Consider the following 15,989-nt stretch of genomic DNA (forward strand, 5'->3'; position numbering starts at 1 on the left):
GTGCGGGGGGACGGCGTGCGCCGATCACGCCAGGCGGTGGTGACGAGACATGTGAATGCATCGTTACGTCTGGATCACGGGCGCGTCAAGCGTTCTCCCACTATCCGTGAGAGCGTTATCTCCGCAGGTCAGAGGCGACCGACACAGACGAGATCGAATTACGCTTTCCGGGAGCGGAGCAGGCCGAGGCGGAGCGCGCGCAGCAGGGTGCCGGGGCGGCTCAGGGTCGCCGGATGCTCCAGCATGGTGGTGACCCGGCCCAGCCGGTCGTTGAGCACCGGATCGGTCAGCGACGTCCGGAAGAGCAGATCACCGAACCACTTGGTGACCCGGTAGCCCGGCGGGTACGGCCCGTCGACGTGCGGGAGTTCGATGTCGGCCGAGGTGGAGATCCGCCAGGCGGCGTCGACGATCACCCGGACCTGCTCGAAGTACGCCCGTGCCGGCTCGTCCAGGTTCGGCCCCGAGCGCAGGTACGCCGACAGGCAGGAGGCGTGCAGCGTCGCGGAGGTCATGCCCTGGCCGTACACCGGGTTGAAGGACGCGACCGCGTCGCCGGCCGCGACCAGCCCGGCGGGCATCCGGTCGAGTTTGTGGAAGTCACGGCGTCGGCTGTCCGCCTGGTGGTACGTGACCACGCCGCCGAGCATCTCCCCCCGCTCGGCGATGTCGCCGAACATCTCCGGATAGTGCTGCCGGCAGCGGGTCACGAAATCGGCCACGTCACGGCTGGGCCGGTCCGCGTCGTAGCCGGCGACCAGCATGATCCAACGGTCTCCCTCGACCGAGTTGATCCCGCCGATGCGTGCGGTCCGGCCCTTGCCGGCCATGGTGTGGTAGACCGCCACCCAGGCGTCGCTGACCGTCTCGTCGTGGGAGAACAGCGCCGTCGCGTAGTTCAGTTTGATCGGCATCCGCTGCATCGGCGGCCGGGGCCAGCCGCCGTCGGCCAACCAGTCGCTCAGCCGACTGGACCGGCCCATCGCGTCGACCACCAGGTCGGCCGACTCGACGACCGGCTCGGTGCCGCCCTCGGGCACGTACCGGGCGCCGGTGACGCGACCGCCATCGAGGACCAGGCCGTCGGCACGCCCGTACACCATGGTGATGTTGTCGACGGCGAGGGTCCGCCGCCGCACCAGCGCCTCCAGGAACGGACGCGTGGTGATCAGCGCCGGTCCGGCGCCGGACGGCGCCGGCGGCAGGCCCAGCTCGCCGTTCACGTAGATCTTCGCCCGGGTCGCCCCGTCACTGGGTGGCAACGGCGCGCCGAGCGCGAGCGCCTCGTCGGCGAAGCCGGGAAACCAGCGCTCCAACTGCACCTGACCGGCGGGCAGCAGGGCGTGCACCTGACTGCCCTGGGGCACGCCCGGCCGAGGCCCGCCGTCGACGTCGGACGGATCCCGCTCGACGATCAGCACCTCCTCGGCATGGTCGCTCAACACCCGGGCGGCCATCAGGCCGGCGATGCTGCCGCCGAGCACCACCGCGCGCCGCATCACCACGCTGGTCCGTGCCGGCCGCTCGGCCGTCGTGAGCTGGGAGAAGGTCCGGGACGGCGAGAGCGGCATACGGTCACTCCTGAAGGGGGTCGGAAACCGTGGCACCCCGACCGTAGCCAGTTTGACGTCCGTCGTCAGCGTCCGAACCTACGATGGGTGGCCATGGAGGTCACCAGGGATGGGTGGAGCTGGCGGATCGGCACGGCCGTCGACGTCGCCTGGCTCGCCGACCGGACGACACACGGCGTCTCGATCACCACCGCCGTCCCGCCGGTGTTCGACGCGTACGCGACCTGCCACCCACCCGACGGCGTCGGGTACGAGGCACACGAGCGGGCGCTGGTCGACGAACTCGCCCGGCACCCCGACCTGCTCTTTCCCGCGGATCGCCGCTGGCTCGTCTCGGCCCTCTGGGACGACACCTGGACCGACCTCGGCGGCCCCGCCGACCTCATCGCCGCCCTGCACCGCAACCCGCTGGTCAACGCCCGGCCGGTCGACCCCGACGAGGACGCCCTCCCGCCGGGTCTGACGCGCGAATAGCCGCCAACTGCCGGCACGGGCACCGAAGGCGACGCCGCCCGACGCCGAGAATCGACAGTGGACGGCACGGGGGTACGATCCCGCTCTGGTGTACGTAGTCCGTCGAACCCCTCGATAGGAGCCTGGCATGGCCGGCCCGGATGCCGAACTCGCCGCGAAGCTTCAGCCCGACGTGCCGCACGCGGCGCGGATCTGGAACTACTGGATGGGCGGCAAGGACAACTTCCAGTCCGACCGGGCGGCCGGCGACGCCGTGGCCGAGGTCTACCCGGAGATCGTCGTCATGGCGCAGCAGTCCCGGGTGTTCCTGGTGCGGGCCGTCCGCTACCTGGCCGCCGAGGCGGGCATCCGGCAGTTCCTGGACATCGGCACCGGCCTGCCGACCATGCAGAACACGCACGCGGTCGCGCAGGCGATCACGCCCGACGCGCGGATCGTCTACGTCGACAACGACCCGATGGTCCTCGTGCACGCCCGGGCGCTGCTGTCCAGTGCGACGTCGGAGGGTGTCACCACCTACGTGCCCGCCGACTACCACGACCCGGAGAAGATCCTCGCCGAGGCGGCGCAGACTCTCGACTTCGACCAGCCGATCGCCGTGATGTACATGGGCGTGATGGGCTACGAACCGGACCTGGACGTGGTGCGGTCGATCGTCTCCCGGACGATGGACGCGACCGCCTCCGGCAGTCACCTGGTGCTGTGGGACGGCACCAACACCAGTCCGGAGGTCGTCTCCGGCGCCGACCGGCTGGCCGAGAACGGCGGTGTCCCGTACATCCTGCGTAGCCCGGAGGATCTCGCCAGTTGCTTCTCGGGGTTGACGATGGTCGAGCCCGGCCTGGTGCCGATCCCGCTGTGGCGCCCGGAGGACGCCGACGCGAAGGGCATCGACGCGTACGGCGCGGTGGCCCGCAAGCCCTGACCGACGCCGATGACGCCCCGCGCACGCCGTGCTGGCGGGAGCGGGGCGTCGTCGTTCACCGGCCGCAGGTGAGCGTCATCCCGTCGGGCACCACGCTGGTCGACACGAGCAGGCCGAACGTCGTCGTGGCGCCGGGCGCCACCGTCCCGTTGTATGAGGCGTTACGCACGGTGACATCGGGTCCGGTCGTCTCGACCACGCCGCCCCAGACCGTCTGGACGCGCTCGTCCCCGGACCACCGCCAGGAGACCCGCCACGAGTCGATCGGCTCCGTCCCGGTGTTGTGGACGGTGGCCGTGGCGACGAAGCCGGTGCCCCAGCGGGCGTCGATGGTGGCCGTCGCGCGGCAGGCCGACGGGGCGAGCGTACGGGCCGGGCCACCGACGACGTACGGATCCCGGTGGCCCTCGGTGTCGCTGAACCGGTACCAGTACTCCGTGTCGGGCGTCAGCCCACCGATGGTGACGGCCCCGTTCCGCTCCGGGCCGGAGACCGCCTGGGCCACCGGATTCAGCCACTTCGTGGCGTCCTCGCGGCCCGCGAAGAGGGTGACGACGATCGGCGGGTCGTAGCCGCAGGGCGGCCGGAAGAAGATCGAGTACGAGATGGTCAGGCTGGTCCTGGTGGCTCCGGTGACGCTGCCGGTGATCGGCAACGCCGGTGGGCAGGTCAGGGTCGGGGTCGGGGTCGGGGTCGGGGTCTGCGGCGGTGTCGGGGTCGGGGTCTGCGTCTGCGTGACCGACGGCGTCGGTGTCGCCTGGGCGGCGCTGCCCGCCGGAGTCCAGGCGGCCACCGCCATGGTCGTGACAGCGAGGATCATGCGAAGCATCGGTACCTCCGGTGGTTGCCGGGCACCGGTGACCGAGGGTGTGGGCGGTGCCGCGCCCGGGTGTCCGGTCGCCGACGAGGATTGCCCGACACGGGCGGCATGGCCACCTCGTGTGCCCCGTGGACCGGAGAAGATGTGGTGCGCGCTGGCTCCCGAGCACGACCGAACCACAGCATGGCATTCGACGAGCGTCGATACAAGGCTGTCGCGATCCTGTCGAACATCGTCCGTTTTCCCGTCGCCGGACGGACACGCGGCGGGTACCCGGGCCGAGAATGATCCATCGAGATTCATCAACTCGGACGCGGGAGCACACCATGCTCGACAGAAGCAGCACGATCCGGCGATCCCGGGTGGCGAGGGCACTGACCGCGGCGGGTGCCGCGGCCGTGCTGGCGGCCACCCAACTCGCGGTGCCGACGCCCGCCGCCGCGGCCGTCAGCCGGGCGGAACTCGCCCTGCGCTGGGCACCCATCCACTACCAGGACGTCGACGCCACCGGCTCACACGCGCTCGGCGGCCAGTCCGACTACATCACCAAGGTCGACTTCGACGGCGACCTGAACGGTCGCAACAACTGGGAGCGGACCGGGCAGAGCGGGACGTCGCTCGCCGCGCACGCCTACTACTCCGTCGTCGAGACCAGCACCCACTGGTACATCACGTACCTGTTCTTCCACCCTCGGGACTGGACCGACCACCCGTTCTTCGAGACCGAGCACGAGAACGACGGCGAGGGCGTCCTGTTCGCAATCGAGCGTGACGGCTCCGCGGACGGAGTCCTGCGCGCGGCGGTCACCGTCGCGCACAGCGACTTCTTCTCGTACACGCCGGCCGGCAGCACGTGGACCAGCGGCCGCGAGAGCGTCGACGGCACGCTGCAGTTCCAGTCGTCGCCGCACGACACGTTCGGGCACCCGGTGACCGCGCAGGAGGCACAGGGCCACGGCCTCAAGGCCTATCCGCAGTACGCCATCAACGGCGACGGCCTCGTGTACTACCCGTCGACGGTCGCCGAGACCCCGAGCGACGGCAACGACCGGGACGTCCGGTACCAGCTGATCGACATCTTCGCCGCCGACGGCCTGTGGGCGCAGCGCGCCAACTCGAGCCTGTTCGCCGGGCTCGGCACGTTCGCCGGTGACACCTCCGGCGACTGCGGCGTCGGCACCTGGAGTTGCTCGACGAACTCGGCCAACGCGCCGTGGGGCTGGGACGACGGCAACGACGTGCCGGCACGTGGCGAGCTGGCCAGTGACCCGGCGAAGCTGTCCGCCGAGTACTTCACCACGCCGGCCGGCCTGGCCCGTACCTACAGCTACAACCCGTACGCGGGGGCTGCGGCGGCGCTCGCCGAGGCCGCGAGGACGGCACCGCCGGTCGTCGACTGATCGACCGGTGCGCGCGGCCGACCTGGGGAGCCGGCCGCGCGCGGCACCGTCCACGGCGACGGATCTTGTCGGTGGTGGCGGTTACCGTGTGGTCACTGTCGCCGCGCCGGCCATGTCGGGCCGGTAGCTGACCCCCTCGGAGGCCACCATGTCCCAGGAGACGACCTACCTCCAACTGTCCGAAGTGGACGGTGCGCACAAGTTCTACGAGGTCGTCGTCGACGACACCACGCTGACCGTGCGCTACGGCCGGATCGGCGACCAGGGGCAGGTCAAGGCGAGCGCCTTCCCGGACAATGCCCGGGACCGCGCGGCGGCGGCGAAGAAGATCGGCGAGAAGGTCCGCAAGGGGTACGCTCCGGCGGTCCCCGGCGTCCGCCAGAAGCGCAGCGTCTCCCGGCGGCAGATCGTCAGCACCCGTGTCCGGTCCGCGCGAACCTTGCGAGTGTCCGGGTGACTTTGCGAGCGGTCTTGCGAGGTGTTCGCATGACCTTGCGAGTGCTCGTTGCGGTTCGGGGTGGCCGGGCAGAGGCAGGCATCGAGGGGCGTGCACAATCTTGGTGTGACTGTCGATCTTCCCGCACGGCGACAGAGTATGCCCGCCCGTCATCGCCAGCATGTCTCTCCCGGACGGCCACACAGGGTCTACGTGCGGCTGTCGGAGGAGGAGTTCGCCCAGGTGAAGGCGGCTGCTGGGGAGGCTCGGTTGACGCCGACCGGGTACGCCGGGGAGGTCACGATCGCGGCGGCTCGCGCGGCGACCGGTGCTTGCGGACCTGGATCGCGCTTCGAGCTGGCGACGGTGCAGCGTGAGCTGTTTGCCGTCCGCAGCGCCCTGGTCGGCGCTACGACGGTGCTCGACGCGGGCCTGTGCGCCGCCGCGGTGCAGCGCCTGGACGAGGCGGTCGACCGCGTGCACGCGCTGCTCAGGTCGTCGTGATCTGCCGAATCCGTCACCGCAGCGCACGCCCGCTGGACCTGCTGCGCTACCTGTTCGGACCGGGTGAGCGGGGCGAGCACGACAACCCACGGCTCGTTGGCGCTTGGGCGAGGGCCGTGGTCGGCGGGGTCCACGAACTGGCCAGGTCGGCGCAGGGTTTCTCGGTGATCCGGCTGGCCCGCCTGCTCGACCAGCCTGTGGCTGCCGCGATCAACCCGCCTCGCAGGCCGGTCTGGCACTGCTCGGTGCACACCCACCCGGCGGATCCGATCCTGTCTGACCAGCAGTGGGGCGCGATCGCCGCCGAGTTCACCGCCGAGGTCGGGTTGGCACAGCCGGCCGATGACGCTGCCGCCCGGTGGGTGGCGGTGCGCCACGGCGCCGATCACGTTCACATCGTGGCCACGCTGGTGCGGCAGGACGGGGCCACCGTCTGGCCCCGCAACGACTACCGCCGCTGTCAGCGGCTGGCTCGGGACCTGGAGCGGCGTCTCGGACTGTTCCAGCTCGGCGCTACCAGCGCGCAGGGCACGGCGTGACGGCGCTGCGGGCGCTACCGGGAGGCGTTACCGGCCTGGCCGGTGACGGGTTCGAGGTTGGCTTCATCACCGAGGACGGCGTCGAGCGGCGGCTGCTGCTCACCGGCGCCTGGGCGGTGCCGTTCGAGCGGTGCCGGCCGGTGCGCCGGTTCGCGTCCTACAAGGGCCAGAAGCACCACTCGGGCCGGTGGTGGTCGGCCACGACCGGCGGGCATGTCGGGTTCGAGTCGTGGTTGGAACGCGACCACCTGATGCTGCTCGACTTCGACCCGAGCGTCGTCGCGGTCTCGTCGCAGCCGTTCTGGTTGTTCTGGACCACGCCGCAGGGCAAGACACGCTCGCATGCCCCGGACTACTTCGCCCGCCGTGGTGACGGCAGCGCCGTGGTGGTCGACTGCCGCCCCACCGATCGGATCAAACCGAAGGACGCGGCGGCGTTCGACGCCACCCGGACCGCTTGCGTCCTGGTCGGCTGGGACTACCGGCTGGTCGATGCCACCGACGCGATCCGCAGCGCGAACGTCCGCTGGCTGGCCGGCTATCGGCATCCACGCCACCAGGTCGAGCCGGTCGCGGCGGCGCTGCGCCGGGCATTCGCCGCGCCGGCGCCGCTCATGGCCGGGGCGGAAGCCGTCGGCCACCCGCTCGCGGTGCTGCCGGTGCTGTTTCACCTGCTCTGGCGCCATGACCTCGACGCGGACCTGTCGACGCCGCTGCACCCGGGCACCGTGGTCCGCGCGGTGGTGTCCTGATGGCACCGGCCAGGCCGGTGCTGCGCCCGGGCGACTGGGTGCACTTCGACGGCGGCGAGCACCAGGTCGTCGGGTTGGCCGGTGCCACGGTCCGGCTGCGCTCAACAGCCGGCGCCGAGCAGGTGGTCCTCGCCGGGCACCTCATGGCCGCGCCCGACTTCTCCGTGGTCAACGCCGGTCCAGCACCGACGGTCGAGCCATTCGGGCTGCTCGACGCGCTGCCCACCGACGCGCTGGGCGACGCCAAGCAGTGGGAGCAGCACGTCGTTGAGGTGGAGACCGGGCTGCGGCCCGGCGCGGCGGCGGCGAGAACCGGCTATGACCCGGCCCGCACCACGGTGAACGAACGGGACGCGGTGAAGGCCGCCGAGCTGGGCGTCAGCATCCGGACGGTTCAGGGCAGGCGCGCCCGCTACGCCGCACAGGGCCTCTGGGGTCTGGTCGACCTGCGCGCGGCACGGGCATATCAAGGCACAGGCCGGGCCGACGCCCGGCTGGTCGAGGTGCTGCGGGAAGTCATTACCGAGCAGACGGACGCCTCGACCGGCACCCGGTCGCGGCTGATCCACCGCGCCGCCAAACGCGTCGAGGAGCTTCACGGAGTCGGGGTGGTGCCCCTGCCTGGACGCACCGCGTTCTACGCCCTGGTGGAGCGGCTCACGGCTGGCAGGCACACCTTCGGCTCGGCGGTCACCCGCCGGCAGACGGCGAACCGGCCGACGGGCGCGTTCACTCCGACGTTCGCCGCCCGCCCGGGTGAGCAGGTCCAGATCGACTCGACCCCGATCGACGTGATGGTGCTGCTCGACGACGGGCTGCCGGTCCGCGCGGACATGACCATCGCCGTCGACGTCGCCACCCGCACCGTCTGCGCCGCGGTGCTGCGCCCGGTCGGCACCAAGGCCGTCGACGCCGCGCTGCTGCTGGCCAAGATGCTGGTCCCCGAGCCGATGCGGCCGGGTTGGGCCAATGCGCTGCGCCTGTCCGCGTCGCGGCTGCCGCACGCTCGGCTGCTCGACGTCGACGCCCGGATGCGCGAGGCCGCCGCCCGGCCGGTCATCGTTCCCGACACCGTCGTCATCGACCACGGCCGCGTCTTCGTCTCCGAGACGTTCGACCGCGCCTGCAACCGGCTCGGCATCTCCGTCCAGCCCGCCCGCAAGGACACCCCGACCGACAAGGGCATCGTCGAGGCCACCCACAAGTCGATCAAGACGCTGTTCGCGCAGCACGTCGCCGGCTACACCGGCGGCAACCCGACCCTGCGCGGCCGTGACGTCGCCGCCGCCTGGACCCTCGGTGAGCTGCAAGACCTGCTCGACGAGTGGCTGATCGTGGGCTGGCAGCACCGCCCGCACGACGCGCTGCGCGACCCGCACCAGCCCCGCCGGATGCTCACCCCGAACGAGAAGTACGCCGCGCTCGTCGCCGCGGCCGGTTACCTGCCGCTGACCCTGGCCAGCGACGACTACCTCGAACTGCTGCCCGTCGAGTGGCGTCAGCTCAACGACTACGGCATCCGGGTCGACAACCGCACCTACGACTGCGCGGCGCTCGGCCCCTGGCGGCGGCAACACTCCGGCGTGATCGCCCGCCGGGGCCTCTGGGAAGTCCCCTACGACCCCTACGACGTCTCCCAGGTGTTCGTCCGCACCCCGGACGGCTGGATCACGGTTCCCTGGACGCACCTGCCGATGGTCTCCGCGCCGTTCGCTGACTTCACCTGGCGGCACGCCCGCCGCCTCACCGCCGAGCGGGGCCGCGACGCCGGCAACGAGTCCGAGGTCGCCCGGGTGCTCGACGAGCTGCTCACCCGCGCCGAGCACGGACCGGACCGGGCCAGCGCCAAGGCCGTCGCCCGCACCCGCGCGGTCGGCAGCGCACCCGGCCGGCCAGCACCCGATCAGCGCCCCATGCCGGTCGTTGACGAGCGGCCGGACGCCGAGGTCATCCCGTTCGGTGTCTTCGACGCCGACGCCGAAGCCGAAAGGTGGATATGAGCGCCGCCCCCGATGCCCTGACCCCGGATGACCCGCTCACCACCAAAGAGGGCTGGCACCGGTTCGTGGACTACCAGCCCGAGCCGCTCGCCCCGGCCGGCACCGCGCAGCGGCTGTCGCTGACGCCCCGGCAGCGGGCCGCGCAGGACGACGCCTGCCGCGACTACCACGCCATGCTGCCGCTGGTGAACACCCCGACAATCCGGCAGGTCCTCACCACCGGGCGGCTACTGGTCCAGCTCAACCGGCATCAGATCTCCGCCCGGCGCGGGCTGGTCCTGTCCGGCGCCTCCGGCACCGGCAAGACCACCGCGCTCACCCAGTTGGGCCGCACCCACGAACGCGCCGTCCGCAAGCGCCACCCAGGGCGCAAACACCACCTGCCGGTCCTCTACTCCACCGTCCCACCCGCGGCCACCGCCCGGATGCTTGCCGTCGAGTTCGCCCGGTTCTTCGGCCTGGAGTTCGCGCCGCGCACCAACCTGCCCGACATCGTCAACGCCGTCTGCGCCACCGCCGCGCACACCGGCGTCGAGCTGGTCCTGGTCGACGAGATCCACAACCTCAACCTCGCCACCCGCTCCGGGGCCGAGGTGCCTGACCAGCTCAAATACTTCGCCGAACGTCTCCCTGCCACGTTCGTCTACGCCGGGATCGAGGTCGAAGCCCAGGGGCTGTTCGCCGGGGTCCGCGGCCGGCAGATCGCCGGCCGGTTCACCCTGATCGCCTCCACCCCGTTCGCCTACGGCACTGCCGAGCAGCGCGCCGCCTGGCGGTCACTGGTCTCGACCCTGGAGGGCATGCTGCGCCTGCGCGAGCACCGCGGCGGCACGCTGGTCGCGCTCGACGAGACCGCCGCCTCCTACATCACCCGCCTCGCCAACCTGCACGGGATGTCGTTCGACGAACTCTGGCACCAGGTCAGCCGACCCCGCGTCACCAACAGCCAATCCCGATACATCGCCGCGGACCTGCTCGCCGCTGTCACCAGCCTGCCGCACGCGCTGCTCGTCCGCGCCGTGATCGAGCTGCGCCAGCCCGAACCGGACTGGCTGGCCCACCGCCACGAAGCGCAACGCGGCTGCCCACGCTGCACCGCACGGCACCCCGGCGGAACCGTCCTCCAGCTACTCCCGCACCACCGCTACGTTTGCACCCGCCACCGGATCTGGATCGGTCCGCCCGACCTGGTCGACCAGCCCTGCCTGCCACTGCACGACCTGCCCGAGATCGTCGCCGCGCAACGCGCTCACCTGCGGCTGCTGCACCGCTTCGGGCCGGCCGCCACGTTCGACGCCGTCCTCACCGGCTTTCTCATCTGCGCCCACCGCTGGAGCCAGAACCCCGCCGACGACAACGACCTCGACGCGCGCCTCGACTGGCGCGACCGCGTCGATGTCCTCATCCCGCACGGCACCGAGAAGACCACCTTCAGCACCACCCGGCTGTTCGCCGTGACCTACCCCGAAGCCGTCAAGGTCGCCGCGCTCGTCGGGTCGCTGCACTGGCGGCGCCTCGCCGCCGGCGGACCCGACGGCCAACTACGGTTCGCCGCAGAGATCCGGCGGCGGCTCGGCGACCCGGGCTACCGGCCCCAAATCACGAACGACCCGATCGCCCGCTGGATCGACCAAGACTGCTGGCAGCCACCCAGCCTGCCCCGCAGCACCTACCGCGCCGCCCGATCCTTCGGCGGGCGCACCGGCCCGAAGGTCACCGATCGCGCCCGCGACAGCAACGCCCGCAGCGCCACCTGGTTCGCACGCACCCGCCGCGGCGGCCGGGCCATGCTCTATCACCGCCACCTCACCGCAGTGCTGGCCCGCGACTGGTCTGTCCCCATGACCACCTTCTCGGCCACCGTCACCGCCAGCGCGACCACCCGCAAATTCCGCGACGAAGCAGTCCGGAACACCTCCGTCGCGACCCTCACCGAACTCGCAAAGGCCGAGTATCTGCGGCCCCGGGCGGCCCCGTCGGACTACCTCGACACCGCAGTCACACCGACCCCCTGGCCAATTCGCACCGGCCCCAAAATCAGCGCCGGTCGACTCGCACTGGGCAAAGAACGCACCAGCGTCGGAATGCCGATCCCGCGGTAACCGGCCCTCGCCGCCGGCGACGGGCATTCACGACTTGGCCACCGAGGACACCGACAACCCGCAAGCGCGGCACCGGGGAACTACGGGGTGATCAGGTCTAGGCGCTGGAGCTCAGGTAGGCGCGAGCCATCGGGTCACTGTGTCGGTGAAGACCACCTGATAGGGAAGACCTCGTAGGTCTCCTGCGCTTGCATCCAGGCCGCGGGCCCGAGCCAGCTCGGCCAACCACGACCAAGGATGTTCCTCTGCGGACTCTTCGGCGTCGTCGGGAAGCACGGCGTTCAACACGTACTGGGTGATGCTGTCCCGAGTCTCGACGAGCGGAACGACGCCACCCGGGACGCCGGTTGATCTAGCAGTGACAGTGAACCCACGTTCAGCGTGCAGGAGCACGCGCCGACCGTCCTCCAGCACCGCGAACTCACTGACCGTGAAGCTCCGGGTACTTGCATCCTCGGGGTACGCCCCTCGGAGATCGCAGCTGGCAACTAGGCCAACGATACGACCGGGCTCGACCGGGGGAAGATTTTCGGGAGCACGGTAGGCGCCCGGGTACGGGCGCCAACCGGCTTGTCCGCTGCTCACTGCCTGACTCCCGATATTCCCGTGATCGTTCCTGCTGTACCTAACTAAACCGTGTCACCTGATCACCGGTTACGGGCGTCGCCGGGACGGCGCAGCTAACCATCAGGGGCTACACGCGCGGTTCACGGCACCCCCGAAGTACAGCCCAGACGGGTCGGCGACACCGATCAGATCGACATCAGTAACACCCCTCCAGCCGACGGTCGTGCTGCTTGAACAGCTGATCCTCGCATTCAGTCCTCACGGGCCGTCTCGCGACGCGCACCGGACCATCCATCGTGCTTGACCTGCAGTTTTCAACTACGGCTGAAACCGGCAACCTCATGCCCTTTTGCGCGGGTGGCCGTAGTTTCCAGGCGACCTGTCAGCTGGCGCGTCGCCGTGCCTCGATCCCTTGATGATAAAGGATCGAGGCACCTCGAAGTCGACTCTTGAGCCGGTCAGGCTGCTCAGTCAGGTAAACCTTCCCGGGGCCGCAGCCTCCCTGGCCCACACTGGTCGGGGGCGCGTGGTCGGCATGGGGCAAAGCGGTCCGCCTACCGTGACTTCTCCTTCCGATGCTCCAGTCCCAAGCGCCTGACCCAGCCACCGATCTCGCAAAGTAGGTCCGGACAACCGGACCCCCAACCGTTCGGACCTACCCTACGAACGCCTGGTCAGCCACCTTGCCATCCGCAATCATGAAGCGGACGAGACAACCCGCTCCACGGCGCACACCGCGCCGGTGCTCTGGCGCTACGACTCCGGCGCTCCCGCGTTCGGCATCTTCGTCGACGACGAGCACTGCATGGTCGGCAACGAGCACGGGGTGATCACCACCCTCGGGCACGATGCCCAGGTGCGCGGCCAGGTCCGCCTCCCCGACGGGGTGAAGTGCATCGTCGCCGACGACGCCTGGATCTACGCGGGCTGCGACGACGGCAACGTCTACGACCTCTCCGGCAAGGTGCCCCGGGTCGCGTACGCGATCGCACCGGAGATCGACATCTACTGGCTGGACATCCACGACGGCGTCCTCGGCGTCTCGGACGCGGACGGCGGGATCGCCGCCATCGATCACGAGGACGAGTTCCTCTGGCGCCGGCCCGGCCGGGGGCGTTCGGCCTGGATGGTGCGCTGCGACGCCGACGCGCTCTACCACGGCCACTCCCAGGGGGTGACCGGCTACGACTGGCGTACCGGCCGCGAGCTGTGGCACACGAGGACCGGTTCGGTGCTGTTCGGTTGGCAGGAGCGCGCCAGCGTGTTCGCCGGGACGGGCACCCGGGAGGTGGTGCGGCTGGCCAAGGACGGTCGGGTCGAACGCGGCTACCGGTGCGACGCCCCGGTCTTCTCCTGCGCGACCGCCCAGGGCGGCGAGTACGTCTTCGCCGGCGACAGCCAGTCCTCGATCTACTGCTTCGACGCGGCCGGCACCCGACTGTGGAAGCTCGGCACCGGCTGCGGCTCGGCGTACTCGATGCAGTATCACGACGGCCGGCTCTACGTGGTGACCACCGGTGGTCACCTGGCCTGCATCGACGCCAGCGAGCCGGCGATCCGGGCGGCCCAGGTCGGCGACGTGCCGCAGGTCCGCGACATCAAGGCTCCCCGCGAGGCGCCGCGCACCGTGCAGCCGACGATCGTCGAGGTGACCGGTGACGCGGGCGCGGGCGTGGTGGTGCAGTGCCTGGACGACCGGGGGCGGCTGCGGGTGCAGGTGGTGTCCGATGGCTACCGGCGCGACTGGTCCGTGCAGTTCCCCAAGGGCATCCGCGAGCCGGGCGCACGCTACCTGGTGACCGAGGTCCGCGAGTCCGGTCGGGGTGGCTTCTACCGGGCGTACGGGGACATCCGCCGGCTCCGTTGATCCCGCTGCCCGCCATCCGCAATCGGGTTGTCCCGTGCGGGTGCGCGGGCGACCATGGTCGGCATGGTGGGAGCTGGGGCGTGAGGTCGCCGCTTCAGGGCGGGCTACCGCCGGGGGGGTGCGGTGGTTGGCGCCGTCGTGCGGATCGCCTGCGACGAATCGGGGTTCTCGGGCACCAACCTGTTGCACTCGACCGCCCCGGTGATCACGCACGCGAGTGTCGACCTGGTCGTCGACGAGGCCGTCGCCCTCATCACCGCGCTGCGCTCCGGGTTCCGGTTCTCGCCGCAGGAGATGAAGTCCGGGCAGTTCCTGCGGCGGCCGGGCGCGGATGAGGCGGTGCAGTGGTTCCTGGCGTCGCTGGCGGGCCGTGCGCACGTCCACCTGATCGACAAGGAGTTCTTTCTCGTCACCCGGATCGTCGATTTCCTGCTGGCCGAGCCGTCGTACGCGGCCGGCACCCGCCTGACCCGCGACCACCGTCCGGCGGCGCTCGCCCTGTACGAGGCCGGACGCTCGGCCGGAAGCGACTGGGACGCCTTCCTGGCAGCGTTCGTCGATCTCGTCCGGATGAAGCGTCGGCTTCCGGTGCAGCGGACGCCGCAGCGGTTCTTCCAGGCCCGCGATGCGCTGCGGCGACACCCGCTCGGCGCGGCGGCCGGCACGGTCCTCGACGGGCTCGACCCGAGCCGGGTGGGTGCCGTGGTGGCCCGGCTCGACACCGACGACCGGTCCGTTCCCCCACCGCTGGAGCCGCTGCTGCCGGCGCTGGCCGAGACGGTCCTGACCTGGAGCGCCGGCCGGCGGCAGGTGCTGGTGACCCACGACGAGCAGAGCGCCCTGACGGCGGACCGGTTGACCCGCCTCCAGCGGACGTTGGCCGGCGGCGGCGCGTCGGCGGTCGACGCCGAGCGGGATGGTGCGCTCGCGACCGGCCCGCAGCTGCCCGACGGTGTGTCACCCCTGGCCGGGTTGGTGATGGTCGACTCCCGTGACGACCCGCGCGTCCAGGTCGCGGACCTCCTCGCGGGGGTGGCCCGGCGGTTGCCGGAGGTCGTCGACGCCGCGATCGACGTCTCGGACGGTCGAAACGCCGACGGCCCGCACCGGACCCCGATCCGGTCCCGGCGGCCGTAGTCTCACCGTCATGACGGACATCCAGACGCACACCCTCCCGCTTCCCGGTGTCGACCTGGTCTACGACGTTCGCGGCCCGCTACCCCCCGTCGGCGGCCATCGTGCGTTGCTCATGATCGGCCAGCCGATGACGGCGGACGGCTTCGGAGCGCTCGCCCCGCACTTCACCGACCGCACCGTCGTCACCTACGACCCGCGCGGCCTGGGCCGCAGCGTCCGCACGGACGGCCGGTCCGACAACACGCCGCAGCAGCAGGCCGCCGACCTGCACTCGCTGGTCGAGGCGCTCGGCGCCGGTCCGGTCGACGTGCTGGCCAGCAGCGGCGGCGCGGTGACCGCGCTGGAACTGGTCGCCACCCACCCCGACGACGTCGCGACGTTGGTGGCGCACGAACCGCCGATCAACGCCGTGCTTCCCGACGCCGAGGCCGCCGAGCGCGCCCGGGCCGCCTTCTACGAGGCGTACCAGGCGAAGGGCCGCGGTGCCGGGATGGCCTCGTTCATCGCGATGACGTCCTGGCAGGGCGAGTTCACCGACGCCTACTTCGCCCAGCCCGCCCCCGATCCGGCGATGTTCGGCATGTCGGCCGACGACGACGGCAGCCGCGACGACCCGCTGCTGTCGAAGAACTCGTGGGCCGTCACCGACTACCGTCCCGACGCGAGCCTGCTCACCGCCGCGCCCACCCGGGTCGTGGTCGCGGTCGGCGAGGAGTCGGCGGGGACGTACACGGCGCGTACCGCCCTGGGCCTCGCGGCGTTGCTCGGCCAGGAGGCGACGGTGTTCCCGAGCCATCACGGCGGGTTCCTCGGCGGCGAGTTCGGTTACGCGGGCAAGCCCGCGGAGTTCGCCGCACGGCTGCGGGATGTGCTGGACGGCTGACCCGCGGGGCTT

At 71.2% G+C, this 15,989-nt stretch carries 14 protein-coding genes; 12 read left to right on the plus strand and 2 right to left on the minus strand.

Annotated features, from left to right (window positions below; all coding sequences use genetic code 11):
- Positions 1-158 precede the first annotated feature (158 nt).
- Positions 159-1,571 (minus strand): FAD-dependent oxidoreductase, encoded by a 1,413-nt coding sequence (locus tag AB0H52_RS23625; RefSeq protein WP_151491992.1) that lies wholly within the window; start codon positions 1,569-1,571, stop codon positions 159-161.
- 93 nt (positions 1,572-1,664) lie between these two features.
- Here AB0H52_RS23625 and AB0H52_RS23630 point away from each other — a divergent pair, with 93 nt between their 5' ends.
- Together AB0H52_RS23630 and AB0H52_RS23635 are read left to right on the plus strand one after the other, a co-directional pair.
- A complete protein-coding gene (locus AB0H52_RS23630) occupies positions 1,665-2,045 on the plus strand; it encodes a hypothetical protein (protein WP_151491991.1) in 381 nt (126 codons plus the stop codon).
- Positions 2,046-2,172: 127 nt separating this feature from the next.
- Positions 2,173-2,970 carry an SAM-dependent methyltransferase gene (locus AB0H52_RS23635; RefSeq protein WP_151491990.1) on the plus strand — a complete coding sequence of 266 codons (798 nt, stop codon included), beginning with the start codon at positions 2,173-2,175 and terminating at the stop codon, positions 2,968-2,970.
- Between the two features lie 55 nt (positions 2,971-3,025).
- Here AB0H52_RS23635 and AB0H52_RS23640 read toward each other — a convergent pair whose 3' ends face one another.
- Entirely contained in the window at positions 3,026-3,790 is a 765-nt protein-coding gene (locus AB0H52_RS23640) for a cellulose binding domain-containing protein (RefSeq protein WP_357950026.1), read from the minus strand.
- A gap of 326 nt (positions 3,791-4,116) precedes the next feature.
- On the opposite strand from AB0H52_RS23640, the gene AB0H52_RS23645 reads away from it, so the two are divergent.
- The 10 genes from AB0H52_RS23645 to AB0H52_RS23690 all read left to right on the plus strand — a co-directional run bounded on the left by AB0H52_RS23645 (position 4,117) and on the right by AB0H52_RS23690 (position 15,977).
- The gene (locus AB0H52_RS23645) at positions 4,117-5,190 is read left to right on the plus strand and encodes a hypothetical protein (protein ID WP_357950029.1); all 1,074 of its coding nucleotides are present in this window, start codon (positions 4,117-4,119) and stop codon (positions 5,188-5,190) included.
- A gap of 148 nt (positions 5,191-5,338) precedes the next feature.
- Complete coding sequence (locus AB0H52_RS23650) at positions 5,339-5,647, plus strand: WGR domain-containing protein (RefSeq protein ID WP_225854545.1); 309 nt, start codon at positions 5,339-5,341, stop codon at positions 5,645-5,647.
- 192 nt (positions 5,648-5,839) lie between these two features.
- Positions 5,840-6,130 carry a hypothetical protein gene (locus AB0H52_RS23655; RefSeq protein WP_225854546.1) on the plus strand — a complete coding sequence of 97 codons (291 nt, stop codon included), beginning with the start codon at positions 5,840-5,842 and terminating at the stop codon, positions 6,128-6,130.
- Entirely contained in the window at positions 6,127-6,669 is a 543-nt protein-coding gene (locus AB0H52_RS23660; protein WP_151490336.1) for a hypothetical protein, read from the plus strand. The genes AB0H52_RS23655 and AB0H52_RS23660 overlap by 4 nt, the downstream gene beginning before the upstream one ends.
- Positions 6,666-7,421, plus strand: a complete 756-nt coding sequence (locus tag AB0H52_RS23665) for a TnsA-like heteromeric transposase endonuclease subunit (RefSeq protein WP_357950033.1) — start codon at positions 6,666-6,668, stop codon at positions 7,419-7,421. The genes AB0H52_RS23660 and AB0H52_RS23665 overlap by 4 nt, the downstream gene beginning before the upstream one ends.
- Positions 7,421-9,421 carry a Mu transposase C-terminal domain-containing protein gene (locus AB0H52_RS23670; RefSeq protein ID WP_151490338.1) on the plus strand — a complete coding sequence of 667 codons (2,001 nt, stop codon included), beginning with the start codon at positions 7,421-7,423 and terminating at the stop codon, positions 9,419-9,421. Before AB0H52_RS23665 ends, AB0H52_RS23670 begins: the two co-directional genes overlap by 1 nt.
- Entirely contained in the window at positions 9,418-11,523 is a 2,106-nt protein-coding gene (locus tag AB0H52_RS23675; protein WP_151490339.1) for a TniB family NTP-binding protein, read from the plus strand. Before AB0H52_RS23670 ends, AB0H52_RS23675 begins: the two co-directional genes overlap by 4 nt.
- Before the next feature lie 1,309 nt (positions 11,524-12,832).
- Positions 12,833-13,957 carry a PQQ-binding-like beta-propeller repeat protein gene (locus tag AB0H52_RS23680; RefSeq protein WP_225854547.1) on the plus strand — a complete coding sequence of 375 codons (1,125 nt, stop codon included), beginning with the start codon at positions 12,833-12,835 and terminating at the stop codon, positions 13,955-13,957.
- Between the two features lie 123 nt (positions 13,958-14,080).
- Positions 14,081-15,094 (plus strand): hypothetical protein, encoded by a 1,014-nt coding sequence (locus tag AB0H52_RS23685; protein WP_225854548.1) that lies wholly within the window; start codon positions 14,081-14,083, stop codon positions 15,092-15,094.
- A 10-nt stretch (positions 15,095-15,104) separates the two neighbouring features.
- Positions 15,105-15,977 carry an alpha/beta hydrolase gene (locus tag AB0H52_RS23690; RefSeq protein WP_225854549.1) on the plus strand — a complete coding sequence of 291 codons (873 nt, stop codon included), beginning with the start codon at positions 15,105-15,107 and terminating at the stop codon, positions 15,975-15,977.
- Positions 15,978-15,989: the final 12 nt, after the last annotated feature.

Source organism: Micromonospora sp. NPDC050695, assembly GCF_040654415.1.
Taxonomy (GTDB): Bacteria; Actinomycetota; Actinomycetes; order Mycobacteriales; family Micromonosporaceae; genus Micromonospora.